Origin of the sequence: Vibrio antiquarius, assembly GCF_000024825.1 — a bacterium.
Classification (GTDB): Bacteria; Pseudomonadota; Gammaproteobacteria; order Enterobacterales; family Vibrionaceae; genus Vibrio; species Vibrio diabolicus.
In genome coordinates this window covers 1,912,150-1,936,402 of the sequence record NC_013456.1, presented here as the reverse complement: position 1 = coordinate 1,936,402, position 24,253 = coordinate 1,912,150, and the positions used below count along the sequence as shown (strand labels likewise).

Below are 24,253 nucleotides of genomic sequence, written 5' to 3'. Positions count from 1 at the left end.
TGAAACAATTTTGACCATAAAGGGCTCGGATAGAAGATCCTGTATCACGCTCCTCCGTCGCTGTACAGGATGACGAGAGATAGAAATATGCCACTCGCTGTTAAACGAGTGGCATTAGTCGCGAAAGATGGCGTTCTACATCAATAATAAGAGAAAGTAACGGTTACTTAATCAGCCCTACTTCTTTGTAGTATTTGAGCGCACCTGGGTGAAGAGGCGCAGATAAACCGTCTTTTACCATTTCCTCTTTCTTCAAGTTCGCAAACGCTGGGTGGAGACGGCGGAAATCATCGAAGTTTTCAAATACCGCTTTGACCACGTTATAAACCACATCTTCTGGTACCGCAGTAGAGGAAACAAACGTCGCACCAACACCAAAGGTTTGAACATCACTATCTGTGCCACGATACATACCACCCGGTACATTTGCGACACGATAAAAGCTATTGTCTGCAACCAATTTTTCTACATTAGGTCCAGCTACCGTTACGATATTACTATCACACGACGTAGTGGCTTCTTTAATCGCTCCACTTGGGTGACCAACGGTATAAATCATCGCATCAATTTTGTTATCACAAAGTGCTTTTGATTGCTCTGCTGCTTTTAACTCAGACACAAGCTTAAAGTCATCGTTACTCCAGCCATACTGGCTCATTAACACTTCCATGGTGCCTCGTTGACCTGAGCCAGGGTTACCAATGTTGACGCGCTTACCTTTCAAATCATCAAAAGTTTTGATGTTCGCGTCTTTACGTGCAACGACAGTGAACGGTTCTGGATGAACGGAGAATACGGCGCGTAGTTCTTTAAAAGGCCCGCTTTCCTTAAACTTACTGGTTCCTTTGTAAGCATGATACTGCCAGTCTGATTGAGCGATACCGAGATCCAATTCACCAGCACGAATAGTGTTGATGTTATAAATCGATCCCCCAGTACTTTCTACCGAACAACGGATACCGTGATCTTCTCGCGATTTGTTAACCAAGCGACAAATTGCTCCACCAGTCGGATAATAAACCCCTGTTACGCCACCAGTACCAATCGTGACAAACGTTTCTTCCGCAGACGCAGAAAAGCCAGTTGTGAGTGCCGCTAAAGAAGCAGCAAGTGCGATTTGCTTAAACTTAAACATTGAACATCCTTTTTACCTGTGTTGATGACCGTTTAAGTATAGCAACCGTTAACAATTTGATAACGTTTGAGTTCTCATCCTTGCAGATTGGCTTAGCAATCACCATTTTTATCAGCATATTCTGCCATCATACAAGGCTCTATATAAGATGTAAGCGCAACCCGTATCGCATAGAAAATTAAATATTTTTAAAATTTTTCATTTATGAAATGTTTAGACAGACATATCTATTCGAAATTATCTATTAAATAGAAACAATCAGGTCAATTACAATAATCTTGTTAAACAACCTTTATTCTATATAAATATGATGAATTATAACTCCAGACAAAAGACATGAGGCACTTGAAATAAACAAGACGAAAGAGAGAACAAATAATCGTTTAATATGCTTTGGAACTTTATCTCTCTTCTCTAGCATTTTATACCGTTTCGCATGAAACTTGCTCAGAAAGACAGTGCCATATTGTAGGACACCTTGACCTGATAAGAATATATTCAGAGTGTAGTATCGGACTCCATTATCAAGAGTATCTTCAAGATACTTCAACCAGTTGGATTTCAAATAAATAACAAACAAAACCCAAGTGAATATACCTAAAATTCCAACCGTAGTCAGATAAATAACTAAATCTGATGCTAAACTGATATCTTCCATCTTCGACTACTTATTAAGTTGAGTTTTATATAATTCTGTTCCCAAATACTCACCAGTCGAACCGCCATATTTTCTTTTTAAGTACTTCCACTACAAAAAACACTTTTTGTGAGTAATAATGACACTCTAACTCAATTTTATGCAACAAAGCCACTATGGAGTGATAACTTTGAGCTGAGTTCAACAAAAACAACAACTTCTATGCAAGATAAATCTCTTTTAGCATGATGATCAGATCATTGATGATTACTAAGGAAGCGGGATAGAGTAAATGTTTAACTACGTTATATTGTGTTACAAACCAATTCCTCAGTAAGTATCAATATCTAGTTGTTAGCTTAGATAACTGAAACAAAAAAAGCGTTGTATAAACAACGCTTTGTAGTTAATGAGATGGACGGTTACACCGTTGGGACTGACGCTCGCCACGCTTGGTTCTGACTATCTGAGATAGAACGGAACAAGTCACGTAGCTCTTTCAATAAACCTTCTTGGAAACCAATGTTTTCATCGGCTTTCTGTTTGGCTGCTTGTGCGCGAGTCGCTTGTACTTCATCATCTTTGCTGCGCGCTTGCGCTTTGGTTTGCTCTACATTCGATGCTGAGTTTGCCATCTGGCCCAAAGCTTGAAGAATAGCGTTCTTCGCTTGGTTTGAGCTCATCAACTTATCGAACTTACGGCCACCACTTGTCAGCTGCGCTGTCGTGTCTGCGATATTGTCTTTCGCTAGTGAGTGCGCACGCTTAACCTGATCTTGCTGAGTTTTAGACAAGCTATTGTTATTCAATAACTCTTCTGCTTGATCGAAGCCAGCTTTTTGCGTTTTCAGTACATTATTGCTCGCCATTTCATTCTTGATTTCTTTCCCTGCTTTGAAAGAACCAAGGGCACCAATAATTGCGGTAGCACCCGCTAATACACCCGAAACGACTGCCATCGCGATCATCGCACTTGCCGAGTTGTTTAGTTCTGCCGCTTGGCTTTCTAAACTCGCGACGTTTGCTTCAACAGCAATTTCACGTTGTAGCACTTGCTGCTCACGGCTCAGCTTTGATACTTGATACAACAATGTTAATAGCGTCAACGATTGTGATACCGCATCTGATGGTGACTTGATCACCTCCTCACCGTTAAGCGCTTTCATCGTTGTGCTCATTAATGAGCTCACCGTCGGTGCAAGAGCGCTCATTAGGTTTGCAACAACTTGAGCTTGGTTACTCACTGTAGGAGCTTTAGGCGTCTCTAACTGGTAGCGTGCTGCACCAGAAACACCTGGCTCACTTTGGCTTTTAACGGCGCCTGCTTCAAGCTTTGTTTCCGGCGCTTTTTCTGCTTTGTTGGTTTTAATGGTATCGCCTAAACCATACAGTTCGCCGCGTCCCGTTCCGCCTACTTTATCTAGCATAATAAACTCCTTATACCGTTGCAGGACGGCTTAACACCGTTTGCATGGTTTCACTTTTCGCTTGGATCATTTGCATGATGACGCTCATCAGCTCTTGGAAATCTTCCATCAACTTGCCAATTTCTTCTTTAAGCTTGTCGATGACGGCCTGGCTTAAGGTCATTTTGGCGCGAAGGTCCGTGATATCTGCCTGAATCTCAGTTACGTGAGCATTGTTAGCGGCATGAACACTGTCCGTAGCGCCTTTACCTACGTTGACGGCAATATCGACAGTTTCTGCTCCGTAACGAATCGCTTTTGCGGTCGTTGTCGCGGCTTTTGAGCCCATGTCCGCCACTTTCGCCATATTTGCAGCTGTTTTCGTAGCGATTTCTGTGACCTTTTGAGCTATCTTGCCAGCACCTTTTGCTGCAAGTTTCGCGATACCGCCAGCTGCTGCACCACCAAACGTCACAACAGCTCCGATAACCGCGACTGCGATTTCTAATGCCATTACGACTTTGTTTAGCACATCGACATTTACGCCCGCTTCTTTTAGCGCATCTTGAACGGCTGGCTCTTGCAGCGCCATGCTCACTGCTCCCATGACGCCACCAGCGATCATAAGAGCACCAGCTGCTGCACCAACACCCGTTGCCACCATTACGGCACCAACAACAATAGAAACCACCGCACTGATCCAACCAAAGATCTTCGCTGCTAAGCCTGATTTTTGGGCTTCTTTTGCAGCGGCTTCCGATTCTTTGATTTTGTCTTGGTTTTCCACCATCTCTTTTTCGTGCTTAGCTTTTGCGACCTTCACTTCCTGAATTTTCAGCTCGTTTTGAGCACTTTTCAGTTTATCCGTGATAGCAGCAAGCTCTACTTCAAAATCATCAGCAGAACCTGCGATGATTTTGACTGCAATCGAACCTGTTTGATCTGCAACTGCATGGAGAGATTTTGCAATGGTATCGACGATCTTTTGCAGCTGTGCCATGGCTTTTAGCGTCAAATCATTCACTTTGTCGCTAACAGCTGCGTTAGGTGCATCTAACTGAACTTTCACTTTTCCAGTGTTCAGTACATCTGCATCTTTACTCTTCACGTTTTCTACCGTCACAGAAGGCGTCGCTGTAGACGCCGTTTTCTGCACGTTATCTAACGTGGTTTGGCCAGATTCAGGGCTATAAACCTGCGTCTGGATGCGGTCAAGTGCAATAGAACTCATAGTCTAATTACTCCTTTTTATTTCTCACCGCTTCTAACATGATGCCTGCACGCTCATGCAAATCTGCATATTGTGATTTTCCGGCAGACATCTCCTTCGCGCTGTAAAACCCACTCTCTGCTTCTGTCAGTTGTTCCAGTTTCAGGTGACATTCAGCAGAGTGAAAAGGTGGGCGTGGATCATTTACGTCCACTAGCGCTGCGTAGCTGTAGGCGTCTATTGCCTGCAGATACTCACCCAACTCCTGACGAGCCGCGCCAAGGCCAATGAAAAATCGCGCCTGATAATGATCAAGCATGCTGAGTAATTGAAATACTTTCGCTGCTTGCTCAATCTTTCCCGACTGGAAAAAGTTGTAACCTACGGCATAAATGTGTTCGATGGTGTTCTGAGACACATCGTGCAACATTTTTAGCGTGCCTCCCTCTTCCAAAAAAGACAGCAGTTCTTCTGCTTGCATTTGAGATGGATCGGTCGCGTTTTGTTTAGTCATGGTTGTTATCCTTAAATGGCTCGTAGGATTTCTTGTAAAATACTGTGGTACTTCTGAACAAATTTGTTCATTGCTTCAACGGTCGAGTTGTATTGGGAACTGGTGTCGTTCAGCTCAGTGGTTTTGATTTGCACTTCATCGTTAAGCAACTTGGATTTAGCACTGACAGAACTAGAAAAATTAGACAGTTTTTTCGACTTCTCTTCGTCTTGGTACGACGCACCATCACCGATAGTAATACCTTGTTTTTGAAGGAAGTCTCGATGGTTTGTTATCTTATTATCCGTCAAATACTTGTACTCAGGTGAAGCTTCGAAATCCGTTTGATTGCTGTAGTTAAAGTCACTCGCTTTGAAGTTACTTTCTGGATCTCCCGGTTTATAAACTCCATCAACACTTTGCGTAGAGTGAATTTTCGACTGAACAACACCAAAGATTTTTAGTTGCACGGTTAAATCTTGCAGTGCTTCCTTTTGCTCGTTACGTTTTTCTAGGCGATTTACGCGACGCTCATTTAGTGCAAGCAGCACTTGCTCATCAAAACGATCTCCAATGCTAGATTCAACAACGGCCAACAAATCACGAGCCGTTAGAGAGTGCTCTGCTCTCACCTCGCGATCCGCTTTCTCTTTGTCGGTGATATTGAGTAGACGCTCTTTCAATGCCCCTAAGTTCTTGCGCAATGCCTCGTATCGCTCAGTAAATGAAGCCCCGGTAGATTCACCTTTTACTATTTTTTCAAACTGTAATCGGATGTCTCGTTCGGTGTTTTCTTTGATTAAATTAACTTGAGCTGCCGTTATTTGTATCTTTTGGACATCGGCTATCGCGCTATCTTGGTAAAAGTTGTCGATTTCTATCTTTGTTAAACTCACGGCGAAGTTGGCGAACAAGCCAGAAAGCGTCAAAGGTTCGGTTCCACCAATGACAGTGTTAAGTGCCGCTTTAAGATTTTTCGTTCCAGCCGCATCCCCATAAGCTGCGCTATATTGGCCTTTCACTTGAACGGCCATTTCATCTAACGCTTCTTTAAGCTGCTGTTTAGAAATACCAGGAGTCCAGGTAATTCTGTTAGCTAGCGCACTTGCGTCATCGGTGCTTAAAGTAATACCGATGCCTTGAAAACTACTTTTTAATTGAGCTGAGACTTGAAGAGCGAAACTCTCTTTAGTCAACAGGAAATCCGAGCTCTTCAGTTGCGCGAGATTAACGGAACCTAAGCTACTAAAGGCATTGCGAAGAAAAGAAATAGAAGCATCTCTCACTTCACGGGAGCCCATTTGATTAGCAAGCTCTGCAACAAAAAGAGATATTTCTTTGGTGGCATTAGCCAGACCTGTCTCGGAGAGGTTGGCGATCTGCTCCGCTTGGTTACTCTGAGTGCCCAAATTAAATTGACTAACAAACTCCGTAGATAACGAGCTATCTACGTTTTCCGTCAGTAACTTACTAAACCAAGACTGAAACTGATTTGATAGTGTTTGGTTTGTTTGAGCATTGAACTCGGCTGCGGTTAATTCGCCATCTGAGTTAGCACTTTGTAGCGACTTTATCCAAACAGATGCGGTGTCGGTCAATGATATATTAGCAAACCCGTTATTTTTTGCTTTTAGGTTTTCAAGTGTATCAACATAAAGCGCGATGCTTTGTGATTCCGTTTGTCCCGAGATAGTTGGCAATGAAGAGATTAGAGAGGCAAGTTGCTGAGTCTCTGCTTCACCCAGTACAGGGGTAAATGCCTCTTTCAAGTTTTGTTGGAAAGTGGGTAATGGTGCACTACTCGCAGCTGTGTCTGTTGCTCCTGTCGTAGAGCCAGTCGTTTTCATATTCGTCATTTCCAAACCTCTAAATCATCATGCCGCGCATCACTGTGGGACGCTTTCTGCGTTTACCTGACGTACCTTGTAGCTGATTTTGTTGTTGCCGGCGGCGCTGGACTTCGTCTATTAGCTCTTGCTCTGCACGTTTCATGGTATCTACTGGCGCTTTTATGCCGCCAAGTAAAACATCACCCGCAACAGGACCAACACCTAAGCCTTCCAATAGCTCGTTAAAAATATCGGTTCTGTCTTCAGCTTTTCTAATGGCAAGCTCAGCGTTCTCAATCGCATCGGTAAACGGTTGCTTCATCTTGATTCCTATCTTAAAGCGGGTCATCTCATCGGTGCTGTCAGTAACAGTCGTGAGTTTTTACTTTTTCAACTTTTTCAAAGGTCTATAATCTGCTAGGCGTAAACAGTACCAGTCGTCTAGCTCATCATGGCTTGCACCGCATGCTTTTAGATAGAACTGTGCTAATCGCTGGCTGCTCATGTTGCTACCACGTAATACATCAACGTTTCCGCGAATGACCCAATCGGAGGGATAAAGTTGAATAGCATGCTCAGCTAAGAGAAATAAGCCGGCAAAGGGGTTACTCAACCCTAGGTTTGGATGCACACGTTTCAAAAGAACGATGATGATTTCTCCGTCCTCCACACGAAAAACGAGCTCTAAGCCCTCAACTTCAATTCGATAACCAAGTTGAATTTCACTTTTTTGCCAAAAGTATGGCGTCACTTCGATCCCCGCTTGCGCAAGCGAGAGCATTAGTTTTGTTTTCATTACATCCCCACCCTTCCAAGTGGCTGAATATTGATTTGCTGGGTTAATTCTTGAAATGACAAAACGGGCAGATCGTAGTATTCCGATTCAATAAGCTTTCGCACATATCGGCGTACATCCATAGACACAACTAACACAGGCTTATTCGGCATGCGGCTTAAATCACCGATGGTCTGTTTCACATCACTCACAAATTGTTGAGTTACAGACGGGTCTAACGCTAAATAACTTCCTGCAGAGGTTTGACGAATACCGCTGCGTATTGTGTCTTCGAGACTTTGATCCAATAAGTAAGCGGGCAACATGTTTTGTCCACTCGCGTATTTGTAGCAAATGTAACGTTTTAAGCTGGAACGAATGTACTCCGTCAGCTGTACAACATCTTTCTCTTTTTGGCCCCACTCAACCATGGCTTCCAAGATCACGCGAAGGTTTCGGATGGAAATGTCTTCAGAAACCAAGCGTTGCAAGATTTCCGTCATTTTTTGTAACGGGACAATGCGCTGGGCCTCTTTAACTAGCTCCGAATAACTACCTTCCATCTGCTCCAACAGATAACGCGTCTCCTGAATACCAATAAAGTCTTGTGCGTACTCCTTGAGAACATGAGACAAGTGGTACGTTAAAATTCTGTCGGGTGTGAGAAAGCCGACATGGCTAGTGGTGAGTTTTTGCTCGTAACTTTGTGCCACCCAAATGCTAGAAATACCGGGTAGAAAATCTTCATCTTGCTCATAAGGCACGCCTAATAAGTCGATCTGCTCATTCCCTTCTGTCACCAAAAGTTGGTCTTTTACAATTCGTCCTCGTGCAACCGGAACTTCTTGTAACTGAATTAAATATTCGCCATTTTGCATCCCCTCGTTAAAACGCAGGTGGATACCCGGGAAAGGCACGCCGAGGTCGAGATATAGTGCGCGCCTCACCCTTGCTAGCTCTTCATTCAATGCGACCGCTTCCAAGCTTTCCTGAAGGCTCGCGTCAAGATCAATTAAGAGTGGGACCGTCATGGCGAACTCTTCTTGCTCACCTAATTTGCCTTTACTGTTTCTAGATGGGGTTGGTTTGCTTGGCTTCGCTGCTGGTGAACCCGCCCCTTGCGAAACAAAGCTTGATAAGTCGGTAGTATCTGATGCAGCCTGTTTTTTCTGTTGATAGAAAAGGAAGAAACCACCACCACCAACCACTGTGGCCAAGACCAGAAAAGTAATTTTTGGAAAACCAGGAATCAGTGCGAAGAGCACCAAAAGCACACCGCCAATAAGAAGCGCACGTGGCTGAGCAATGACCTGCCCACCAATGTCCGAACCAAGATCAGAAGAGTCTTCATGAGAAACACGCGTCACGATAATACCAGCCGTAATCGCGATAAACAGAGCCGGAATTTGCGACACCAAACCATCGCCAACGGTCAAAATCGCAAACAGCTCAAGCGCTTCAGAAGCACTCATGCCTTTTTGCGTTACCCCGATCGTGACGCCACCTAAGATGTTGACCACAATGATGACCAAACCAGCAATGGAGTCGCCTTTAACGAACTTCATCGCGCCATCCATCGAGCCATACATTTGGCTTTCTTTTTCAATCAGTGATCGTCGGTGCCGTGCTTCGTGTACGTCAATCACCCCAGCGCGCATGTCACCGTCAATACTCATCTGCTTACCAGGCATCGCATCAAGTGAGAATCGCGCACTAACTTCTGCAACCCTCTCCGAGCCTTTGGTGATCACCATAAACTGAACAATGGTAATGATCAGGAACACAACGATACCGACCACTAAGTTACCGCCCACAACGAAGTTACCGAAGGTATAAACGATTTGACCAGCATCGCCTTGCAGCAAGATCAAACGGGTTGTCGTGATGGATAAAGACAAACGAAACAATGTCGTGATCAGTAGCACCGCGGGAAACGCTGAGAACTCAAGCGGCGTAGTGATGTAAATCGCTAACATAAGCAGCACCACCGCAATACTCATGTTGGTGCCAATCAGCACATCCACCAGCGCGGTAGGCAGTGGCAATATCATCATAAAGACGATCGCGAGCAACATCACAGCAAGCATAATGTCTTTACGTTGCCCTACCTTGTTTAAAATATCGATCAACTTATTCATGTGATTCACTATTTAAAGATTGCAGATAGCGTCGGTGCGCTTGGCGTGCCCCATCGACGTCATTTTGTTTCCAACGAGCTTGGCTTAAGCAAAACCAGAGTCCTGCCGAATCAGGTTTAAGGTCGGATTTTAATAAGTGCTCACATACCTCAACAGCACGGGCATATCGACCACTTTGTAAACACGCCACTGCGAGCGTTTGCATCGCCTCTTTGTGTTGCGGGTCTATCTCTAAAACCGCATCGAGAATAGAGATAGCATGCTCTGGCTTTTGGTATTGAACTTGTAGTGCAGCGTGAACAAGCAACAGTTCAATGTCTTTGGATCTCAACATGTTGGTTAGACCTGGATAAGGAGATTGAGCGCCATAGTGAGGTAACGCTGATCAAGTTGCGTACTTTGTAGCGTTTCGGATGCTTTGATAAAAGAAGCGGAGCCTGAATCCTGTGCAAGAACTTGCAACTGAGCCAACGTTTCATCGAACTGTTGGCGGTACTTTTCTGGACGCAACAATTCTGAGTGCAACAATTTTGGCTTGGTTAACGCGATTAGGTATTGGTCTGAAGGCCTGAGGTCATAGAGCTTCTCTAAATGCGTAGCGACCGCCTGTCCATCAGGAAGTAATTGAAACCGTTCAGGGAAATCGGCCTTAACCTCACTATGAGTAACATGCGTGAAGGCTTCTATGCCTACGTTTAAAGTGCTTACTCGAGTCATGAGGTTGCCACATCGTTATGTAGACGAACCAAAAGCGTAAACGCTTGTTCTAAAGTCGGAAGCGTGACCTCTTCTCCGTTTAACCTCGCGGAAAAAACCAAAGTTTGCTCATCTAACAAACCAGTTTTAATTTCGAAAGGCCAGCCTTGATCGGCATGACACAAACTGAGGGCGCTTTGAATGATGTCACTGGTTTGATGCCAAGATAACGCTTGAGACAACATCAAGAATAGCTGTTCTCCGTGTCGCTCAATATGTAGTGTACCGCTTTGCTCAAAATCCAGCTGCACCCGTCCAGCTGATGAGAAATCGACGGCATCGAGCCCCATTCCTCGGCAAAATTCATTGACGGATGCATCAATCCAACTCATCTTCCCACGCTTCCTCTTCTTCTATATCAATGGCTTCGTCTAGCGCCTTTTGTACCGCTTGTATTAAATTCTGTCGTTGTTCTTCATCGGCGAATACATCAATAGGGATCGCGCGAACTAACTTGTGGAACTCTCGAAAAAAATCGATTTTTTGTTGTACCGCCGTCAATTCCATTGCGTTGGCGACTTTCCAAATCTCATCACTGCTTACCCATCGCTGCTCTACCAACGCAATCACATCAGCCATCAAATTAGAAACTTGATAAGCCATAACTCGTCCTTTCCGGTTTAAACATTTGGAACAGCTGACTCACGCGATCTTGCAACGTATTTAGAGTTTTGAGTTTTTGCATATCGGACATCAACCACTGCAACTTAACCGAGTCGATACTGCTGCCTTGAACACTAAGATCTGCACTCATGCCTTGCAGCATAAAGTCAACAGCGGTCGATACCTCCTGTTCACCAAAGCGCGCCACTACGTCTTGATAAGCGGCGCCGAGCCCTTGATAGCTATGAACGGTATCGCGATAGAAACCGCGCAGCTGATGTAATGAGCTAAACTCTTGCTCTTGGCTGTACTCATCAGCAAAGTTTGAGACGCGAATTTCCGTATCAATTTGAGCCCAAGAATCTGGGTTTTGCTCGATTCTCAGAATCGCTTGGTCAATCAGCGCTAGTAGATGTTTACTTTCTGGGCTCGAACTCAAAAACTTTTTAACGGCTTTTAACGCAAGGTATTGATGGCTTTTCTCCTCTGAAAATCCATTCAAATAAGCTTGCAATTGAGCGATGGTCGAGATATTTCCTCCCGCCATTTTTGCAGCCAGATCTTTGATCTTTTGGTTCTTTTCAAGATCAGGGACTTTTCGCAGATAGTCAGAAACGAGTTCGTGCGCTTCATTAACTCGAACGCCACTATCTTTCACTTTACGCTTGGTCAAATCTTTTTCTGCTTTTTCGGAACCGAGTGAAGTGAGCTCTTCCATCGCATCAAAAAGTGATTGTGTGGCATTGTGAACACGGACCGTTTCACCGCGGTAATTGCCTTTTCGTGAAGCGTCGGTACGAGACGATTCCAACCCGTTTTGGATAGACGCATCAAACTTTGGGTTTGTTGCGATATGATTGTTGATAATACTCATTCACTTGCACTCCTTCCGTACAATACAGGCGAATTATAGGAAGTGCGCTTTCTCGAAGCTGTCAAAATCAGACGTGTTTTTTTAGTGCGTTTTCAGTTTTCTAAAAACTCCCGACTGATATTCACTATAAATACCCCCTCATCCTTTCTATCCTCCCAACATCAATCATTGCGCATATTTTTACCTTGAACGATTTCTCATACATCACTGATATCCAACAATCTGCGATCAGGCAAACTCGTCTGATCCAAATTCGCGGGCGCGTTACGCAAGTAACCGGCACCATCATCAAGGCCGTTGTCCCCGGCGTTCGTGTTGGTGAGCTGTGTGAGTTGCGTAATCCTGATCAAACTCTGTCTTTATTAGCGGAAGTCGTTGGCTTTCAACAGCATCACGCTCTGCTCACACCGTTAGGAAACATGTTTGGGATTTCCTCAAATACAGAAGTTAGCCCAATGGGAAAAATGCATGAAGTCGGTGTTGGCGATCAGCTGTTAGGTACAACGCTTGATGGGCTTGGGCGTCCTTTCGATGGTACGCAAAGCCAGGAACCAAGTGCCTGGTATCCGGTTTATCGCGATGCGCCACCACCAATGCAACGTAAACTGATTGAAAAGCCAATCTCTCTTGGGGTTCGATCCATTGATGGACTACTGACCTGTGGTGAAGGTCAGCGCATGGGCATTTTTGCAGCGGCGGGCGGTGGTAAAAGTACCCTACTGGCAAAACTGATTCGATCCGCAGACGTCGACGTGACCGTTCTCGCCTTGATTGGTGAACGCGGACGCGAAGTACGAGAGTTTATTGAGCATGACTTGGGCGAAGAAGGAATGGCCAAATCGGTTTTAGTGGTCGCGACATCCGATCGCCCGGCCATGGAACGTGCCAAAGCCGCTTTTGTTGCCACTTCTATTGCTGAATATTTTCGTGACCAAGGTAAACGCGTGTTACTGCTGATGGATTCTGTAACGCGTTTCGCCCGCGCACAGAGAGAAATTGGCCTAGCCGCAGGTGAGCCACCAACACGACGCGGCTATCCGCCTTCCGTTTTTGCCGCTTTGCCAAAGCTGATGGAACGAGCCGGTCAATCTGACAAAGGGTCAATTACAGCGCTGTACACCGTGTTGGTTGAAGGCGACGACATGACAGAGCCTGTCGCCGATGAAACTCGCTCCATTTTAGATGGGCACATCATTCTCTCGCGCAAGCTTGCTGCAATGAACCATTATCCTGCCATTGATGTACTCCGTTCAGCAAGCCGCGTGATGAATCAGATCGTTGAACCTGATCATCAGGCGTCTGCTGCTCACCTTCGCGAAATGTTAGCCAAGTACGAAGAAGTTGAGCTACTGCTCAAAATTGGCGAGTACCAGCATGGGGCGGATAGCCGAGCGGATATGGCGATTGCGCAAAGTGATGATATACGCGCCTTTTTACGCCAAGGAACGCATGAGCCAAGTGATCTTGATGGTGCTATCGCTCAACTAAAAGGGATGGCGAACCAATGATCGAACGGTTATTAGAAATCAAACAAATTCGAGCTGAACGTGCGGATAAAGCCGTTAAGCGCCAAGAATACCGAGTATCAAATTCAGCAGCACAGGTTCAAAAGGCCGAACGTTCCGTAGCGGACTATCACGTTTGGCGTCAGGAAGAAGAAGAACGACGTTTTGCCAAAGCAAAGCAACACACACTCGTTCTCAAAGAGTTGGAAACATTGAGACAAGAAATCGCGTTGTTGAGAGAGCGAGAAGCCGAGCTTAAACAGCGCGTTGCCGAAGCAAAAAAAGCGCTTGAGTACGAACGTTCGGAACTTAAAGAAAAACAAAAAGAGGCACGGCAAGCCCATAAAACCAAAGAAAAATTCGTTCAGTTGCAACAACAAGAACTCGCGGAACAGTCGCGAGAAAGACAATACCAAGAAGAACTCGAACAAGAAGAGTTTCGCACTGTCGATATTATCTAAAGGTTCATTATGCGCATTACTCCAACAGAAGAAACACCGAATACGCTGTACAAATCAACGCCAGAAAAAAAGCCCCTGGAGCGAGAGGCTGAGCTTCAGTCACAGTTCGAGCGTGCAATGACGGAGAAACCTCGCAAGGAAGAAGAATCTACCGTTGCGAGCAAAAAAGACACTCAGAGCAGAGACGAGAGCCTTCCGTTAAGACATGAAGCATCTCAAAGCATAGACAAACAATCGAAACTTTCTAACCAAGAAACCAGCACTTATAGAAATACCGCTACATCAAAAGGCAAAAGTGACGTCGTCACCAAGAGAGGCGTAGAGAAACCACAAGACGACGCAACAAATAGCGAAGAACACCTAATTGAAAACAGTAAATTGCATGAGAAAGATAAGAAACTTGAGAGCGATCAGGCTCCAAACTCATCCTCGATTGAGCGCGTTGGCCCCCATTCTCAAGCACAAGCTTCTCTCGACGGTTCTCTCCCTAAAAAGGCCGTAGGGAAATCGCTCGCTCAAGATGCAATTAACCATGCTAACTTCACGACGAAACAAACCGAAACGACACACAATAAGCGTGCAACTCAGCGACTACAAGACACAGGCAAACTAACAGACAAAACCGATAGTCGCTCTGAAACTAAATCGCTTGAGAAAATCGAGACGAAAAGCGCAACACTGTCCGGTAAAGCGGATGACGAAAAAGCAGATCCTCAACACCTTGCGAGCGCGGCAACGCAAGGCGATGTCATTTTAAAGAGTGTCGCTTCACAGGCTCAGCCGGCCCCTGCTCGAGACGTAAACACGTTACTCCAACAATTGGTGGACAAAATCTATGTTTCGCTGCCAACCGCATCGGACAACAAAGAGGTTCGGCTGTTTCTGAGTGAAGGACAATTAAAAGGTGGCGAAATCCACATCAAGTTGGACGCGCAAGGTTATAGCGTGACGATTCGACAAGAGCATGCCCTTTCCATTATTAGCCAACAAGCTAGACAAGATCTTGCCGAACGCCTAAATCGATTTGGCGGTGATCAGCCACTTCGTCTAGCGATCAGCGAACAAACTCAACAGCTCGATCAACAACAACATGAACAACAACACTCACGCCAGAAACGTAGCGTGTATGAAGAATGGCAAGCGGAGAATGACCTATGACGCCGTTAACGATACCCAAAGTCGATTCAGACAGTATTGCGCTCAGTAATCAACTTTGTGCAAAGCAATGCCATTTCCAAGGGGCTGATGGTCAGAGCGTATCGATTACTGTTTCTCAAATCCCTTCATTTGAAGGATTCCGTTTAACCACGTTGATTGGAGGGCAAACGATCCAAGTGGATTTTTGTCGTGCGCAACTCCAGAAATGGCTTGAGTCTACTCTGAATGCCACTGCATTCGAGTCACTGCCCAACTCGCTCCAGTTAGCACTTTTGAGTTCTCAGATTGAACCGCATAGTGATGCATTCAAAGCACTATTTGGTCAGTTGCCCATTCTTAGCCAGTTACAACCGTTAGAGTCGAGCCAAGTTCAAGAGCATACCTTGATGTTAACCCTCAATAAACCTAACGGCTCTCTTTGTTTGTGGGTTAGCGAAGGATCAGACGTGTTGTTGGATGCGCTACCAAACAGCGCTGCTCTACAAGCTCGACACCTCGCTTTACCTGTGTGGTTAAGTCTTGGAAGGACCCATTTGACGTTAAGCGAATTTAATTCGCTCGAGCTGGGAGATGTGATCTTTTTTGACGATGGTTACATCGCCAAGCAACAAGCCATTTTTCAAGTATCTAACCAGAATCTCTGGCGCTGCCAGCTAGATGACCAAACTCTTCACATTATTGAAAAAGAAACCAATATGAATGACGTAAACACTTCAGAAATGTTAACCGACCACCAGCAACTGCCTGTGGAACTCACGTTTGATATCGGCCATCAAACCATCACGCTAGAGCAGCTTAACCAGCTTCAGCCAGGGTACGTATTCGAGCTAAACCAGCCTGTATCTAAGCCGGTAACATTGCGTGCCAACGGCAAAATCATTGGTGAGTGTGAACTGGTTAATGTTAACGAACATTTAGGTGTGCGCGTACTGGAGCTGTTCGGTGGCACACAGGAGCCAGCATGATCCAGTTACCCGACGAGCTCAATCTCATTGTCAGCTTAGCACTGCTGGCACTGATCCCATTTATCGCCATGATGGCGACGTCGTTTGTGAAACTCGCCGTTGTATTCTCACTGCTGCGTAACGCTCTCGGTGTACAGCAAATTCCGCCGAATATGGCGCTTTACGGATTGGCCATCATTCTGTCAATTTTCATCATGGCTCCCGTCGGGTTTGAAACCTACGACTACGTAAAGCAGCATGATATCTCCCTTGAAGATTCTGCAAGTGTAGAAGGCCTCATTGAAAGCGGTTTACAGCCTTATCGAGAATTTTTGAAAAAGCATATTCGGGAAACCGAAGCCATATTCTTCACTGATGCTGCACGCACATTGTGGCCACAGAAGTACGTAGACCGTTTAGAGTCAGATAGCTTGTTGCTGTTGCTGCCAGCGTTTACGGTCAGTGAGCTTACCCGTGCTTTTGAGATTGGCTTTCTATTGTACTTGCCGTTCATCGCTATCGACTTAATTGTTTCGAATATCTTGCTCGCCATGGGCATGATGATGGTATCGCCAATGACCATCTCTCTCCCTTTCAAATTGTTACTCTTTGTCTTGCTTGACGGCTGGACGAAACTCACTCACGGCTTAGTACTGAGTTACGGTTAATCACGGAGAAAGTATGCATTCTGCTGAAATCATTCATTTCACGACTCAAGCATTAACCCTAGTTTTGTACTTGTCGTTACCGCCGATTTTAGTCGCAGCATTGGTTGGTACATTGGTGTCGCTTATTCAGGCGTTAACTCAGGTCCAAGAACAAACGTTAGGCTTTGTGGTCAAGCTTATCGCGGTCATTATTACGCTGTTCGTCACAACGCAATGGCTAGGGGCAGAGCTCCACGCCTTCGCCTCGCTTGCTATGGATAAAATTCCTCAAATACGATGAGTTATCACGACTTACACCAGACTTTATTTTTGTACAGCCTGACGTTACCTAGGTTAATGGCATGCTTCATCTTTTTGCCTATTTTGAGCAAGCAAATGCTAGGCGGCACCATGGTGAGGAATGGTGTGCTTTGCTCACTCGCGCTGTTTATATTTCCGATGATTAATCAGCAAAGCTTGCCCGCAGAAGCCGACGGCATTTGGCTGATAGTGATTTTGGGTAAGGAGGTATTAATTGGGCTATTGATAGGGTTTGTTGCTGCTATCCCCTTTTGGGCGATAGAAGCGGCCGGTTTTCTGGTCGACAACCAACGTGGTGCTGCCATGGCAAGTATGTTTAACCCAACGCTAGGCTCACAATCCACACCAACAGCCGTGTTGCTGACCCAAACGTTGATTACCCTGTTCTTCTCTGGCGGGGGCTTTGTCACTTTTATCTATGCGTTATTCAAAAGCTATACATCTTGGCCGATCGTGGACTTTTTCCCAACCGTTAGCGACGCATGGGTGAGCTTCTTCTACGCGCAATTTGAACAGCTTATGTGGCTTGGTGTGTTGATGTCTGCCCCATTAGTGTTGGCAATGTTTCTTGCTGAGTTTGGTCTGGCGCTTATCAGTCGTTTTGCACCGCAATTGAATGTTTTTTTCCTTGCCATGCCAATAAAAAGTGCCATCGCGAGTGTTTTACTGATCGTGTATCTCGGGCTAATGATGGATCACTTTGAAGTACAGTTTTACGGCATTACCCGATTCGCAGAACAACTCAATACCATTTGGCAATAACGCTTAGGATTCTTTATGAGTGCAGAAAAAACAGAGCAACCCACCGCAAAAAAGTTACGCGATGCCAGGCAGAAAGGTCAGGTAGCCAAAAGCCAAGAAATCGTATCGTCTGCATTAATTTTGGCGCTCATAATTGTACTGTTTGCGTTCGCCGATTATTACATGTCGCACATCTCAGCGCTTATTCTCCTACCAAGTAAGCTTGCTTATCAGGGCTTCCAAGATGCGCTAGTCGATGTCGCTATTGCCATCGCAAAAGAAATTGCCTATCTACTCGCCCCGATTATTCTGGTTGCTGCACTCGTCGCCATCTTTTCCAATATGGGGCAGTTCGGCTTCCTATTTAGTGGTGAATCCGTTAAACCCGACATCAAAAAGATCAATCCCGTCGAAGGTGCCAAACGCATTTTTTCGCTTAAGAGTGTGATTGAGTTTATCAAGTCGATCCTTAAAGTCTCTCTTCTTTCCTGCATTATCTGGTTGACCTTACGCGGTAACATCAACGCTTTGATGCAAATTCCAACTTGCGGGCTAGAATGTGTCCCGACCATTACTGGCGTCATGATTAAACAATTAATGATTATCTCTTCGGTAGGTTTCATCGTCATCGCTGCAGCTGATTTTGCGTACCAAAAATTTGACCACACGAAGAAACTCAAAATGAGCAAGGACGAAGTGAAGCGCGAATACAAAGAGATGGAAGGCAGCCCAGAAATCAAAAGTAAACGTCGTCAGCTACACCAAGAGCTACAGGCCTCCAATCAACGTGAAAATGTTAAACGCTCCAATGTGTTGGTAACAAACCCAACGCATATTGCGGTTGGTCTGTACTACAAAAAAGGCGAAACGCCCCTACCCGTCATCACCTTGATGGAAACCGATGCGGTAGCCAAACGTATGATCGCAATCGCCAAAGAGGAAGGTGTGCCTGTGATGCAAAAAGTCCCTCTTGCTCGCGCACTATACGCGGACGGCAACGTCGACCAGTACATCCCAAGCGATCTTATTGAGGCAACCGCCGAAGTGCTTCGTTGGCTGGCATCATTGGAGTCGGATAAGACGCTGAACTAACATGATTTCGAGAGTAAAGGCTATCGTACGAAGAACGGTTACCACTTTTCTATACATAATGATATTTTTAAATGTGTCATCCTTCGCTATAGGTTTACGCATATCGAATTTGCCTACTTTTGCTTGTCTCAATGAAGCACTTGGTTCATGAAAAGTCGTGTTTACTAACGTCAATAGTGGTACTGTACTGGACAGTTTTACTTTCATCTCTAAACCACCTAAAGCTCGGTAATAAACCACACCAGCCACAACAAAGGTGGATTTTTGCTTGGGTTGATTTATTTATGCGCATATCTACCGAAAAGAAACGAACTCGAATCATCAAAGTTGCCACTGACCTTTTTATAAAACAAGGTTACAAAGACACATCACTCGATCAAATCGTCGCGATTTGTGGAGGCTCAAAGCAGACGTTATATCGCTATTTTTCGAACAAAGAAGGGTTATTTGTTGAAGTTTTAGCATACAATACCAAAACCAGCTTAGAGTCCGTCTTCCAGCTTGCCGACAAGCAATCGGAGCCTTTACAAGAAACATTGAATGACTTCGCCAAGAAGTACCTAAAAGGTGTATGCTCCAATCCTATGCTATCACTTTATCGGATCGTTTCGGCTGACTTCAACAAACATGATTCCGTACCAAATCAATTCTGGCAGACAGGGCCGCATCGCATTCATCAATACCTCATCGACTTTTTAAAGAGTGAAACTGTCAGCTCACAACTCGATGTTGAAAATGCCGACCTCGCTTGTGAGCAACTACTTGCATTAATTAAGCTTGATTACCAGAACATGGCACTAATTGGCTTCGACTTTCCGACAGATGAAGAGTTAGATGAACATACGAAAAAAGCGGTCACCGCCTTCCTAAATCTATACCAAAGGTAAACTCACTGAATATAAAAGGGAGCATCATCGCTCCCTTCTTGTTTCTATGGCTTAGTGAATCTCTCGCTTCGCCGCCAGTTTTTTACCGATTATTAAGATTGGCGCGAGAGCAAAGACCGAGATAATAAACATCAATAATGAATTACTCAGTGCGAGAGTGGTCGCCTGTTCTTTGACAACAGAACTAATTTGGCTCATTCCTAATGCCGAATTTGGCAAGTGTCCATGAGTCAGAATCGTACTGCTCAACGCATTTTTATAAGCACCAAAAGCATGATTCACATCATCTAGCGTTCGGCCAATCTCTCCAGCAGCTTGTGCACTATGGCTTTGCATTACCCGTGAGAACACGGCACCAGCGATCACACCACCAATGGTACGAAAGAGGTAGAAATTGGCGATGCCTTCTAAGCGCTGCCCGACATTGAAGTACATCAATACTGCAATGGTCACAGACACATTCAATAAGCCGACACCAAACCCTCGCAACATCATCGGAACGGGCAAAGATTCCGTACCAGCAAAGCTAGGTAACTGACTAAACTTATGTACCGAAAGTATAATCATCACCACACCAAACGGGACGACTGCATCCGCTAATGGCCGGCGGAAGTAATACACCAGCACGCTGACTAACATACCACCTAGCATGGCATAAAATGCCGGTAGTTGGGCATATCCAGCATTAAGGTTGTTGTACTGCAACGCCATTTTCAAAAAGCTAGTAAACAACACATTGCTCGCCATAACAGCAAAACCTGCCAAAAAAGCGTTGTACATAAAAACATTAGTTTTCAACTTACTATGCAGCTGTATTGATGCTGTATTTAAAGGACTGGTTTTCACAAAGTAATACACCACTAATAAAGTCAGAGCCGCGGCTATCGAAGAGGCTTTAACAAACCATTCCGAGCCAAACCAGTTGTAATAACTGCCTCTCATCAATAGAAATACAACGAGGCTTATTGTCAGGGCAAAAACTAAATAAAACCAACAGCCCGACTTGGCTTCGGCCTCGATTTGAATCGACTTAGGATTGTAGATGCATACAATTACCAAGGCAGAGAAGTACAGCCAAGCCGACACGACACACAACAGTGACCAATCAAAGATTTCGACAATATTGGCCACTACCCAAGGGTAAGCGCCGATCGGTAGCAAGGTTGAGAATACTAACGTTAAAGCAATAATGGCTGGTAGCCAACGCTGTTCAAAAAAGTGGAGCAGGTAAAGGTTTAATACCACCATTAACATGCTCATAAAAAAGCCACTCGAGAGCCAAGTCAGAGTGAACACCAGTTCTTGCTGTCCGCCCCAGTAAAGGACAAGATTGCTCGCTAGGCCTACCAATAAAATGGCATGTAAGAGAGTTAACGTACCCAATCTACGCACCAATATTGGTGTGAATATAAAACCTAATACCTGGGTAATCATAAAGCCGACTTTAACCAGAGCAACTTCATCGACAGATAAGCCTGACGTTGCCGCCATCTCATACGATAACTCGGTAAACATCACGGAGTTAATACCAAAAGCAGCAATCGCAAAAAGCGTCAAAATCAGCAGCGGTGAACGTTTTTCCATTGCAGTTAACCTTGTGCCGCGGTCTCGATCGATACTTCTGCAGACAACCCCGGATAGACTCGTTGACTCAACTCTTGAGGGATCTCTAGCTCAATACGTACTGGTACACGTTGTACTACTTTTACGAAATTGCCTGTCGCATTTTGAGGTGGCAATAAACTAAACTGTGCACCAGTCGCCGGGGTGATCGAAGAAACACGGCCATGCAATGGATGGTTTGGAAACATATCCAATACCACTTCAACCTCTTGCCCAGGCACAACGTTCTCAAGTTGTGTTTCTTTAAAGTTTGCCTCTATCCAAACATAATCTGGCACCATCACGATGAGCCCCATTCCTGGTTGTACAAACTTGCCGACTTGCACTTGTCTATCTGCCACATAGCCATCGAATGGCGCACGCACCGTGGTTCTTTCCAGTGAAATATTAGCCAGTCGTAAGTTTGCTTCTGCTTTTTTACGCTGTGCTGTCAGTTGCAACTTCTCGGTCATCAATGTGTCGAGCTGTTTTTGCTCAGCAGCTAAGCCCAATTTAGCGGTTTCAAGATTACTGCTTGCTTCAATAGATCGCGTTTTTTGTGCTTCAAACTGATTTTTGCTCACAGATTGCTTTTGTACCAAACGAGAAAGACGTTGAAACTCCGCCGCTTGGTGTTCGGCATTTGCACTCGCGCGGCGAATACCTTGCTTCGCCTGCTCAATTTTCATTAACTGCATATCCGTTTTGATTTGATTTGCAGTAAGCTCAGATTTCGCAACATCTAGTGCTGCTCGAGCAATTTCTTGGTTGGCAATAAAGTCTTCATCATCAATGACAAACAAAGGAGTTCCTTCTCTTACCCACTGGTTATCTTTGACAAAGATTTCGCTTACTTGCCCCCCAACCTCAGGTGAAATGGCCGTAACGTCTGAATGAACATATGCGTTATCCGTCATTACAGTATTCGGCTGGTATAAGGCACAGCCAGCAGCAAATAACGAACCAACAACAAGCGACAAGGCGATAACTTTCTTCTTCATGTTTGAAACCCATTTTATGACTTTCACAAACTGTACTGTACCGTACAGTTTTAGTAAAGATACATTTGATCATTGCCAATCAAAAAGATCAATCTCATTGATTTATCATGAACTTCTTGAGAAGAGTGTTTCGAATGAAAAGAATTAAAATCTAACCATTTGTAATGTAAACAAAAAACACATTTAAACTGAATAAATAAAGAAAGGATTGCAACTCCCCTACCTTTATTGAAGCTTGCTCCCCAACTCGGTGCATCAGGCGCAAACATTTGACTGGCCGAAGTTTTCGAAGCTACCTCACCAATTTTCATTAGCACCTCAATCTGACACATCAACCCAACGATAAGCACAAGCTAGTAGCATTTTCTTCAAACGAATTTGACATCGCCCAACATAGTTGTGTATACAACCATATTGTTCGTTCATGTTATTTGGTGAAATTTTCCATGTCCCAATACAACCATCATCAGTCTCTCGGTCACCTTACGGGGCTTGCTAGTCGCCTGTTTAACCGATTACTCACTACCCGTTTCAAAGGTGCTGGTATTGATATGACAGCAGAACAATGGGGTGTCGTGTTGCTGTTGCGAAACAACGGTGCCCTTTCTCAAAGTCAGATTTGTGAACTGTTGTACTTAGAAAAATCGAGCGTCAGTCGCTCAATTGATGGGCTTGAAAAGCGCGGTTGGACAGAGAGGAAACCTTCGCCAACGGATAGTCGAAGCAAGTTAGTCGTGCTAACAGAAAAATCTTTAGACACCGTTGATACATGTGCAAATATCGCTTCGCTAGTACTGCAAGAAGCCCAACAGAACCTTGCTGATGCCGACCTAGATAACAGCAAACAGCAACTTTCTAGCGTGGTAGCGAACTTACGCAAGCTTAACGGACAAATTTAACTTATCAGCGTGCGTTGCGACAGAAGCTGGTTTAACAGTCAGGCTCAACCTTGGAGAAATACGATGACAAAACGCAATGCTTTAATTACAGGTGGCGCTCGCGGAATTGGTGCAGCAACAGCAAAAGCACTCGCTGCAGATGGTTACCGAGTTTTTATCAACTACGTAAATAGTGCTGCGGTCGCGGAAGCGTTAGCTCAGGAAATTCAAAACGCCGGTGGTGAGGCGTACACTTTAAAAGCTGACGTTCGTGATGACGCACAAATACAAGGGATGTTCGACAGCATCGCAAATGAACATGGTGGCGTTGATGTTCTTGTCTCAAACGCAAACATGAGCTTTACCTCTAAACCTTTCACTGAGCAGTCGTGGGAAGAGTTTGCACAAAAGCTAAATGACGAAATGCACGCTGCATATCAAACGGCAAAATTGGCGGTAGAAAACATGAAAGCCAACCAGTTTGGGCGCTTAATTTTTATCTCTAGCACCTTATCAGAAGCCCCTGCACCAAGCTTTATTGCTCATGGTAGTGCAAAAGGTGCACTTGATAGCTTTAGTAAATACCTCGCCCAAGAACTTGGTCCCTTCGGGATTACGTCTAATGTCGTTGCTCCGGGCCTTGTAGAAACAGACGCAACAAAAGGTGCTCCTGAAGAGTTTAAAGAAACCATTCGAATGTTCACACCAACGCAGAAAATTGCCACACCTGAAGACGTAGCAAACACCGTGAGCTACTTGGCAAGTGAAAAAAGCGGACATATCACGGGCACATACAATCCAGTATGTGGCGGCGCATACCTACCATAGCGCCAAGTGTGCTAGGCACAAATACAAAGGCATGTACCCATGCCTTTGTATCTTTAGGTATTGCTTTACAACGCGCAAGCTTCCTTCATGGGCGGTTTTGTCTGAAGAAAAATAGAAAGTCCTATCTATTTCTTATAATCGGTGTATAGTGAGCTCAGCTCCTAACCGTGAGCTATTGATGAAATATTTAGTTCGAGTCTCTTCTTAGTTTTCTTTCGAGTCATTTCGTTACTCAACTCCTGTAGCAACTTATTCTTTATCTTCCATTAAATAGCCTCAGTTTTGATTTAAATACGAACGAGAGTTAGCTCTCTTAGCATGGTTATCACAAC

General features: G+C 44.8%; 28 protein-coding genes. 11 read left to right on the top strand and 17 right to left on the bottom strand.

Translation table 11 applies throughout. The features are described 5' to 3' along the window. Positions 1–163: 163 nt before the first annotated feature. The 14 genes from VEA_RS09225 to sctW form a co-directional block, all read right to left on the bottom strand. A complete protein-coding gene (locus VEA_RS09225) occupies positions 164–1,135 on the bottom strand; it encodes a TAXI family TRAP transporter solute-binding subunit (protein WP_006741544.1) in 972 nt (323 codons plus the stop codon). A 292-nt stretch (positions 1,136–1,427) separates the two neighbouring features. Beyond that, positions 1,428–1,793: a hypothetical protein gene (locus tag VEA_RS09220; RefSeq protein ID WP_031780445.1), complete on the bottom strand. Its 366-nt coding sequence runs from the start codon at positions 1,791–1,793 to the stop codon at positions 1,428–1,430. A 401-nt stretch (positions 1,794–2,194) separates the two neighbouring features. Next, positions 2,195–3,199, bottom strand: a complete 1,005-nt coding sequence (gene vopD, locus VEA_RS09215; protein WP_006741542.1) for a type III secretion system translocon subunit VopD — start codon at positions 3,197–3,199, stop codon at positions 2,195–2,197. Positions 3,200–3,209: 10 nt separating this feature from the next. Next, a complete protein-coding gene (gene vopB / locus VEA_RS09210; RefSeq protein WP_006741541.1) occupies positions 3,210–4,409 on the bottom strand; it encodes a type III secretion system translocon subunit VopB in 1,200 nt (399 codons plus the stop codon). A gap of 7 nt (positions 4,410–4,416) precedes the next feature. After that, complete coding sequence (gene vcrH, locus VEA_RS09205; protein WP_012841779.1) at positions 4,417–4,902, bottom strand: SycD/LcrH family type III secretion system chaperone VcrH; 486 nt, start codon at positions 4,900–4,902, stop codon at positions 4,417–4,419. A gap of 11 nt (positions 4,903–4,913) precedes the next feature. After that, on the bottom strand, positions 4,914–6,737 hold the full coding sequence (locus VEA_RS09200) for a virulence-associated V antigen (protein ID WP_006741540.1): 1,824 nt from the start codon (positions 6,735–6,737) through the stop codon (positions 4,914–4,916). A 10-nt stretch (positions 6,738–6,747) separates the two neighbouring features. Continuing rightward, positions 6,748–7,032 carry an LcrG family type III secretion system chaperone gene (locus VEA_RS09195; RefSeq protein WP_005395092.1) on the bottom strand — a complete coding sequence of 95 codons (285 nt, stop codon included), beginning with the start codon at positions 7,030–7,032 and terminating at the stop codon, positions 6,748–6,750. A 60-nt stretch (positions 7,033–7,092) separates the two neighbouring features. Further along, positions 7,093–7,506 (bottom strand): LcrR family type III secretion system chaperone, encoded by a 414-nt coding sequence (locus VEA_RS09190; RefSeq protein WP_041852952.1) that lies wholly within the window; start codon positions 7,504–7,506, stop codon positions 7,093–7,095. Continuing rightward, positions 7,506–9,632 carry a SctV family type III secretion system export apparatus subunit VcrD gene (vcrD, locus tag VEA_RS09185; RefSeq protein WP_081442430.1) on the bottom strand — a complete coding sequence of 709 codons (2,127 nt, stop codon included), beginning with the start codon at positions 9,630–9,632 and terminating at the stop codon, positions 7,506–7,508. Before vcrD ends, VEA_RS09190 begins: the two co-directional genes overlap by 1 nt. Beyond that, complete coding sequence (gene vscY / locus VEA_RS09180) at positions 9,616–9,957, bottom strand: type III secretion system chaperone VscY (protein ID WP_005395110.1); 342 nt, start codon at positions 9,955–9,957, stop codon at positions 9,616–9,618. The genes vcrD and vscY overlap by 17 nt, the downstream gene beginning before the upstream one ends. A 5-nt stretch (positions 9,958–9,962) precedes the next feature. Continuing rightward, entirely contained in the window at positions 9,963–10,340 is a 378-nt protein-coding gene (gene vscX, locus VEA_RS09175; RefSeq protein ID WP_005377246.1) for a type III secretion system protein VscX, read from the bottom strand. Next, entirely contained in the window at positions 10,337–10,711 is a 375-nt protein-coding gene (gene sycN / locus VEA_RS09170) for a type III secretion chaperone SycN (RefSeq protein ID WP_012841776.1), read from the bottom strand. Before sycN ends, vscX begins: the two co-directional genes overlap by 4 nt. Then, positions 10,698–10,982: a TyeA family type III secretion system gatekeeper subunit gene (locus VEA_RS09165; RefSeq protein ID WP_012841775.1), complete on the bottom strand. Its 285-nt coding sequence runs from the start codon at positions 10,980–10,982 to the stop codon at positions 10,698–10,700. The genes sycN and VEA_RS09165 overlap by 14 nt, the downstream gene beginning before the upstream one ends. Next, positions 10,963–11,856, bottom strand: a complete 894-nt coding sequence (sctW, locus tag VEA_RS09160; RefSeq protein WP_006741538.1) for a type III secretion system gatekeeper subunit SctW — start codon at positions 11,854–11,856, stop codon at positions 10,963–10,965. The genes VEA_RS09165 and sctW overlap by 20 nt, the downstream gene beginning before the upstream one ends. Positions 11,857–12,041: 185 nt before the next feature. On the opposite strand from sctW, the gene vscN reads away from it, so the two are divergent. The 9 genes from vscN to VEA_RS09110 all read left to right on the top strand — a co-directional run bounded on the left by vscN (position 12,042) and on the right by VEA_RS09110 (position 19,612). Further along, positions 12,042–13,364: a SctN family type III secretion system ATPase VscN gene (gene vscN / locus VEA_RS09155; protein ID WP_006741537.1), complete on the top strand. Its 1,323-nt coding sequence runs from the start codon at positions 12,042–12,044 to the stop codon at positions 13,362–13,364. Beyond that, positions 13,361–13,822 carry a type III secretion protein gene (locus tag VEA_RS09150; RefSeq protein ID WP_012841774.1) on the top strand — a complete coding sequence of 154 codons (462 nt, stop codon included), beginning with the start codon at positions 13,361–13,363 and terminating at the stop codon, positions 13,820–13,822. The genes vscN and VEA_RS09150 overlap by 4 nt, the downstream gene beginning before the upstream one ends. 9 nt (positions 13,823–13,831) lie before the next feature. After that, positions 13,832–14,980 carry a type III secretion system needle length determinant gene (locus tag VEA_RS09145; protein ID WP_006741536.1) on the top strand — a complete coding sequence of 383 codons (1,149 nt, stop codon included), beginning with the start codon at positions 13,832–13,834 and terminating at the stop codon, positions 14,978–14,980. Then, positions 14,977–15,945, top strand: a complete 969-nt coding sequence (vscQ, locus tag VEA_RS09140; protein ID WP_006741535.1) for a SctQ family type III secretion system cytoplasmic ring protein VscQ — start codon at positions 14,977–14,979, stop codon at positions 15,943–15,945. Before VEA_RS09145 ends, vscQ begins: the two co-directional genes overlap by 4 nt. Beyond that, positions 15,942–16,592, top strand: a complete 651-nt coding sequence (vscR, locus tag VEA_RS09135; RefSeq protein WP_005377232.1) for a SctR family type III secretion system export apparatus subunit VscR — start codon at positions 15,942–15,944, stop codon at positions 16,590–16,592. The genes vscQ and vscR overlap by 4 nt, the downstream gene beginning before the upstream one ends. 13 nt (positions 16,593–16,605) lie before the next feature. Then, positions 16,606–16,872 (top strand): SctS family type III secretion system export apparatus subunit VscS, encoded by a 267-nt coding sequence (vscS, locus tag VEA_RS09130; RefSeq protein WP_005377227.1) that lies wholly within the window; start codon positions 16,606–16,608, stop codon positions 16,870–16,872. Beyond that, entirely contained in the window at positions 16,869–17,654 is a 786-nt protein-coding gene (gene sctT, locus VEA_RS09125; protein WP_006741534.1) for a type III secretion system export apparatus subunit SctT, read from the top strand. Before vscS ends, sctT begins: the two co-directional genes overlap by 4 nt. A gap of 15 nt (positions 17,655–17,669) precedes the next feature. Then, positions 17,670–18,725 carry a SctU family type III secretion system export apparatus subunit VscU gene (gene vscU, locus VEA_RS09120; protein WP_006741533.1) on the top strand — a complete coding sequence of 352 codons (1,056 nt, stop codon included), beginning with the start codon at positions 17,670–17,672 and terminating at the stop codon, positions 18,723–18,725. 284 nt (positions 18,726–19,009) lie between these two features. Continuing rightward, on the top strand, positions 19,010–19,612 hold the full coding sequence (locus VEA_RS09110; RefSeq protein WP_041852950.1) for a TetR/AcrR family transcriptional regulator: 603 nt from the start codon (positions 19,010–19,012) through the stop codon (positions 19,610–19,612). Positions 19,613–19,663: 51 nt separating this feature from the next. Here VEA_RS09110 and VEA_RS09105 read toward each other — a convergent pair whose 3' ends face one another. Genes VEA_RS09105 through VEA_RS09095 form a run of 3 tightly spaced genes read right to left on the bottom strand, consistent with a single transcriptional unit; the run spans position 19,664 to position 22,526 of the window. After that, complete coding sequence (locus VEA_RS09105; RefSeq protein WP_006741531.1) at positions 19,664–21,196, bottom strand: MFS transporter; 1,533 nt, start codon at positions 21,194–21,196, stop codon at positions 19,664–19,666. 5 nt (positions 21,197–21,201) lie between these two features. Then, the gene (locus tag VEA_RS09100; protein ID WP_005395128.1) at positions 21,202–22,215 is read right to left on the bottom strand and encodes an HlyD family secretion protein; all 1,014 of its coding nucleotides are present in this window, start codon (positions 22,213–22,215) and stop codon (positions 21,202–21,204) included. Positions 22,216–22,265: 50 nt separating this feature from the next. Continuing rightward, a complete protein-coding gene (locus VEA_RS09095) occupies positions 22,266–22,526 on the bottom strand; it encodes a hypothetical protein (RefSeq protein WP_041852949.1) in 261 nt (86 codons plus the stop codon). A gap of 135 nt (positions 22,527–22,661) precedes the next feature. Between VEA_RS09095 and VEA_RS09090 the strand changes: the two genes are divergently transcribed. After that, entirely contained in the window at positions 22,662–23,114 is a 453-nt protein-coding gene (locus VEA_RS09090; RefSeq protein WP_012841771.1) for a MarR family winged helix-turn-helix transcriptional regulator, read from the top strand. Positions 23,115–23,177: 63 nt separating this feature from the next. Further along, positions 23,178–23,921, top strand: a complete 744-nt coding sequence (locus tag VEA_RS09085; RefSeq protein ID WP_012841770.1) for an SDR family NAD(P)-dependent oxidoreductase — start codon at positions 23,178–23,180, stop codon at positions 23,919–23,921. Positions 23,922–24,253 lie beyond the last annotated feature (332 nt).

Bases quoted from the DNA above. Each gene is read 5' to 3' on its own strand.
- VEA_RS09150 (WP_012841774.1), top strand. From the start codon at position 13,361: ATGATCGAACGGTTATTAGAAATCAAACAAATTCGAGCTGAACGTGCG.
- VEA_RS09165 (WP_012841775.1), bottom strand. From the start codon at position 10,982: ATGGCTTATCAAGTTTCTAATTTGATGGCTGATGTGATTGCGTTGGTA.
- vscR (WP_005377232.1), top strand. From the start codon at position 15,942: ATGATCCAGTTACCCGACGAGCTCAATCTCATTGTCAGCTTAGCACTG.
- VEA_RS09220 (WP_031780445.1), bottom strand. From the start codon at position 1,793: ATGGAAGATATCAGTTTAGCATCAGATTTAGTTATTTATCTGACTACG.
- vscS (WP_005377227.1), top strand. From the start codon at position 16,606: ATGCATTCTGCTGAAATCATTCATTTCACGACTCAAGCATTAACCCTA.
- VEA_RS09090 (WP_012841771.1), top strand. From the start codon at position 22,662: ATGTCCCAATACAACCATCATCAGTCTCTCGGTCACCTTACGGGGCTT.
- vscX (WP_005377246.1), bottom strand. From the start codon at position 10,340: ATGACTCGAGTAAGCACTTTAAACGTAGGCATAGAAGCCTTCACGCAT.
- VEA_RS09085 (WP_012841770.1), top strand. From the start codon at position 23,178: ATGACAAAACGCAATGCTTTAATTACAGGTGGCGCTCGCGGAATTGGT.
- VEA_RS09105 (WP_006741531.1), bottom strand. From the start codon at position 21,196: ATGGAAAAACGTTCACCGCTGCTGATTTTGACGCTTTTTGCGATTGCT.
- sycN (WP_012841776.1), bottom strand. From the start codon at position 10,711: ATGAGTTGGATTGATGCATCCGTCAATGAATTTTGCCGAGGAATGGGG.
- vscU (WP_006741533.1), top strand. From the start codon at position 17,670: ATGAGTGCAGAAAAAACAGAGCAACCCACCGCAAAAAAGTTACGCGAT.
- vopB (WP_006741541.1), bottom strand. From the start codon at position 4,409: ATGAGTTCTATTGCACTTGACCGCATCCAGACGCAGGTTTATAGCCCT.
- vcrH (WP_012841779.1), bottom strand. From the start codon at position 4,902: ATGACTAAACAAAACGCGACCGATCCATCTCAAATGCAAGCAGAAGAA.
- VEA_RS09190 (WP_041852952.1), bottom strand. From the start codon at position 7,506: ATGAAAACAAAACTAATGCTCTCGCTTGCGCAAGCGGGGATCGAAGTG.
- VEA_RS09100 (WP_005395128.1), bottom strand. From the start codon at position 22,215: ATGAAGAAGAAAGTTATCGCCTTGTCGCTTGTTGTTGGTTCGTTATTT.
- vscY (WP_005395110.1), bottom strand. From the start codon at position 9,957: ATGTTGAGATCCAAAGACATTGAACTGTTGCTTGTTCACGCTGCACTA.
- VEA_RS09200 (WP_006741540.1), bottom strand. From the start codon at position 6,737: ATGACGAATATGAAAACGACTGGCTCTACGACAGGAGCAACAGACACA.
- VEA_RS09145 (WP_006741536.1), top strand. From the start codon at position 13,832: ATGCGCATTACTCCAACAGAAGAAACACCGAATACGCTGTACAAATCA.
- vopD (WP_006741542.1), bottom strand. From the start codon at position 3,199: ATGCTAGATAAAGTAGGCGGAACGGGACGCGGCGAACTGTATGGTTTA.
- sctW (WP_006741538.1), bottom strand. From the start codon at position 11,856: ATGAGTATTATCAACAATCATATCGCAACAAACCCAAAGTTTGATGCG.
- VEA_RS09110 (WP_041852950.1), top strand. From the start codon at position 19,010: ATGCGCATATCTACCGAAAAGAAACGAACTCGAATCATCAAAGTTGCC.
- VEA_RS09195 (WP_005395092.1), bottom strand. From the start codon at position 7,032: ATGAAGCAACCGTTTACCGATGCGATTGAGAACGCTGAGCTTGCCATT.
- vscQ (WP_006741535.1), top strand. From the start codon at position 14,977: ATGACGCCGTTAACGATACCCAAAGTCGATTCAGACAGTATTGCGCTC.
- sctT (WP_006741534.1), top strand. From the start codon at position 16,869: ATGAGTTATCACGACTTACACCAGACTTTATTTTTGTACAGCCTGACG.
- VEA_RS09225 (WP_006741544.1), bottom strand. From the start codon at position 1,135: ATGTTTAAGTTTAAGCAAATCGCACTTGCTGCTTCTTTAGCGGCACTC.
- VEA_RS09095 (WP_041852949.1), bottom strand. From the start codon at position 22,526: ATGAAAATTGGTGAGGTAGCTTCGAAAACTTCGGCCAGTCAAATGTTT.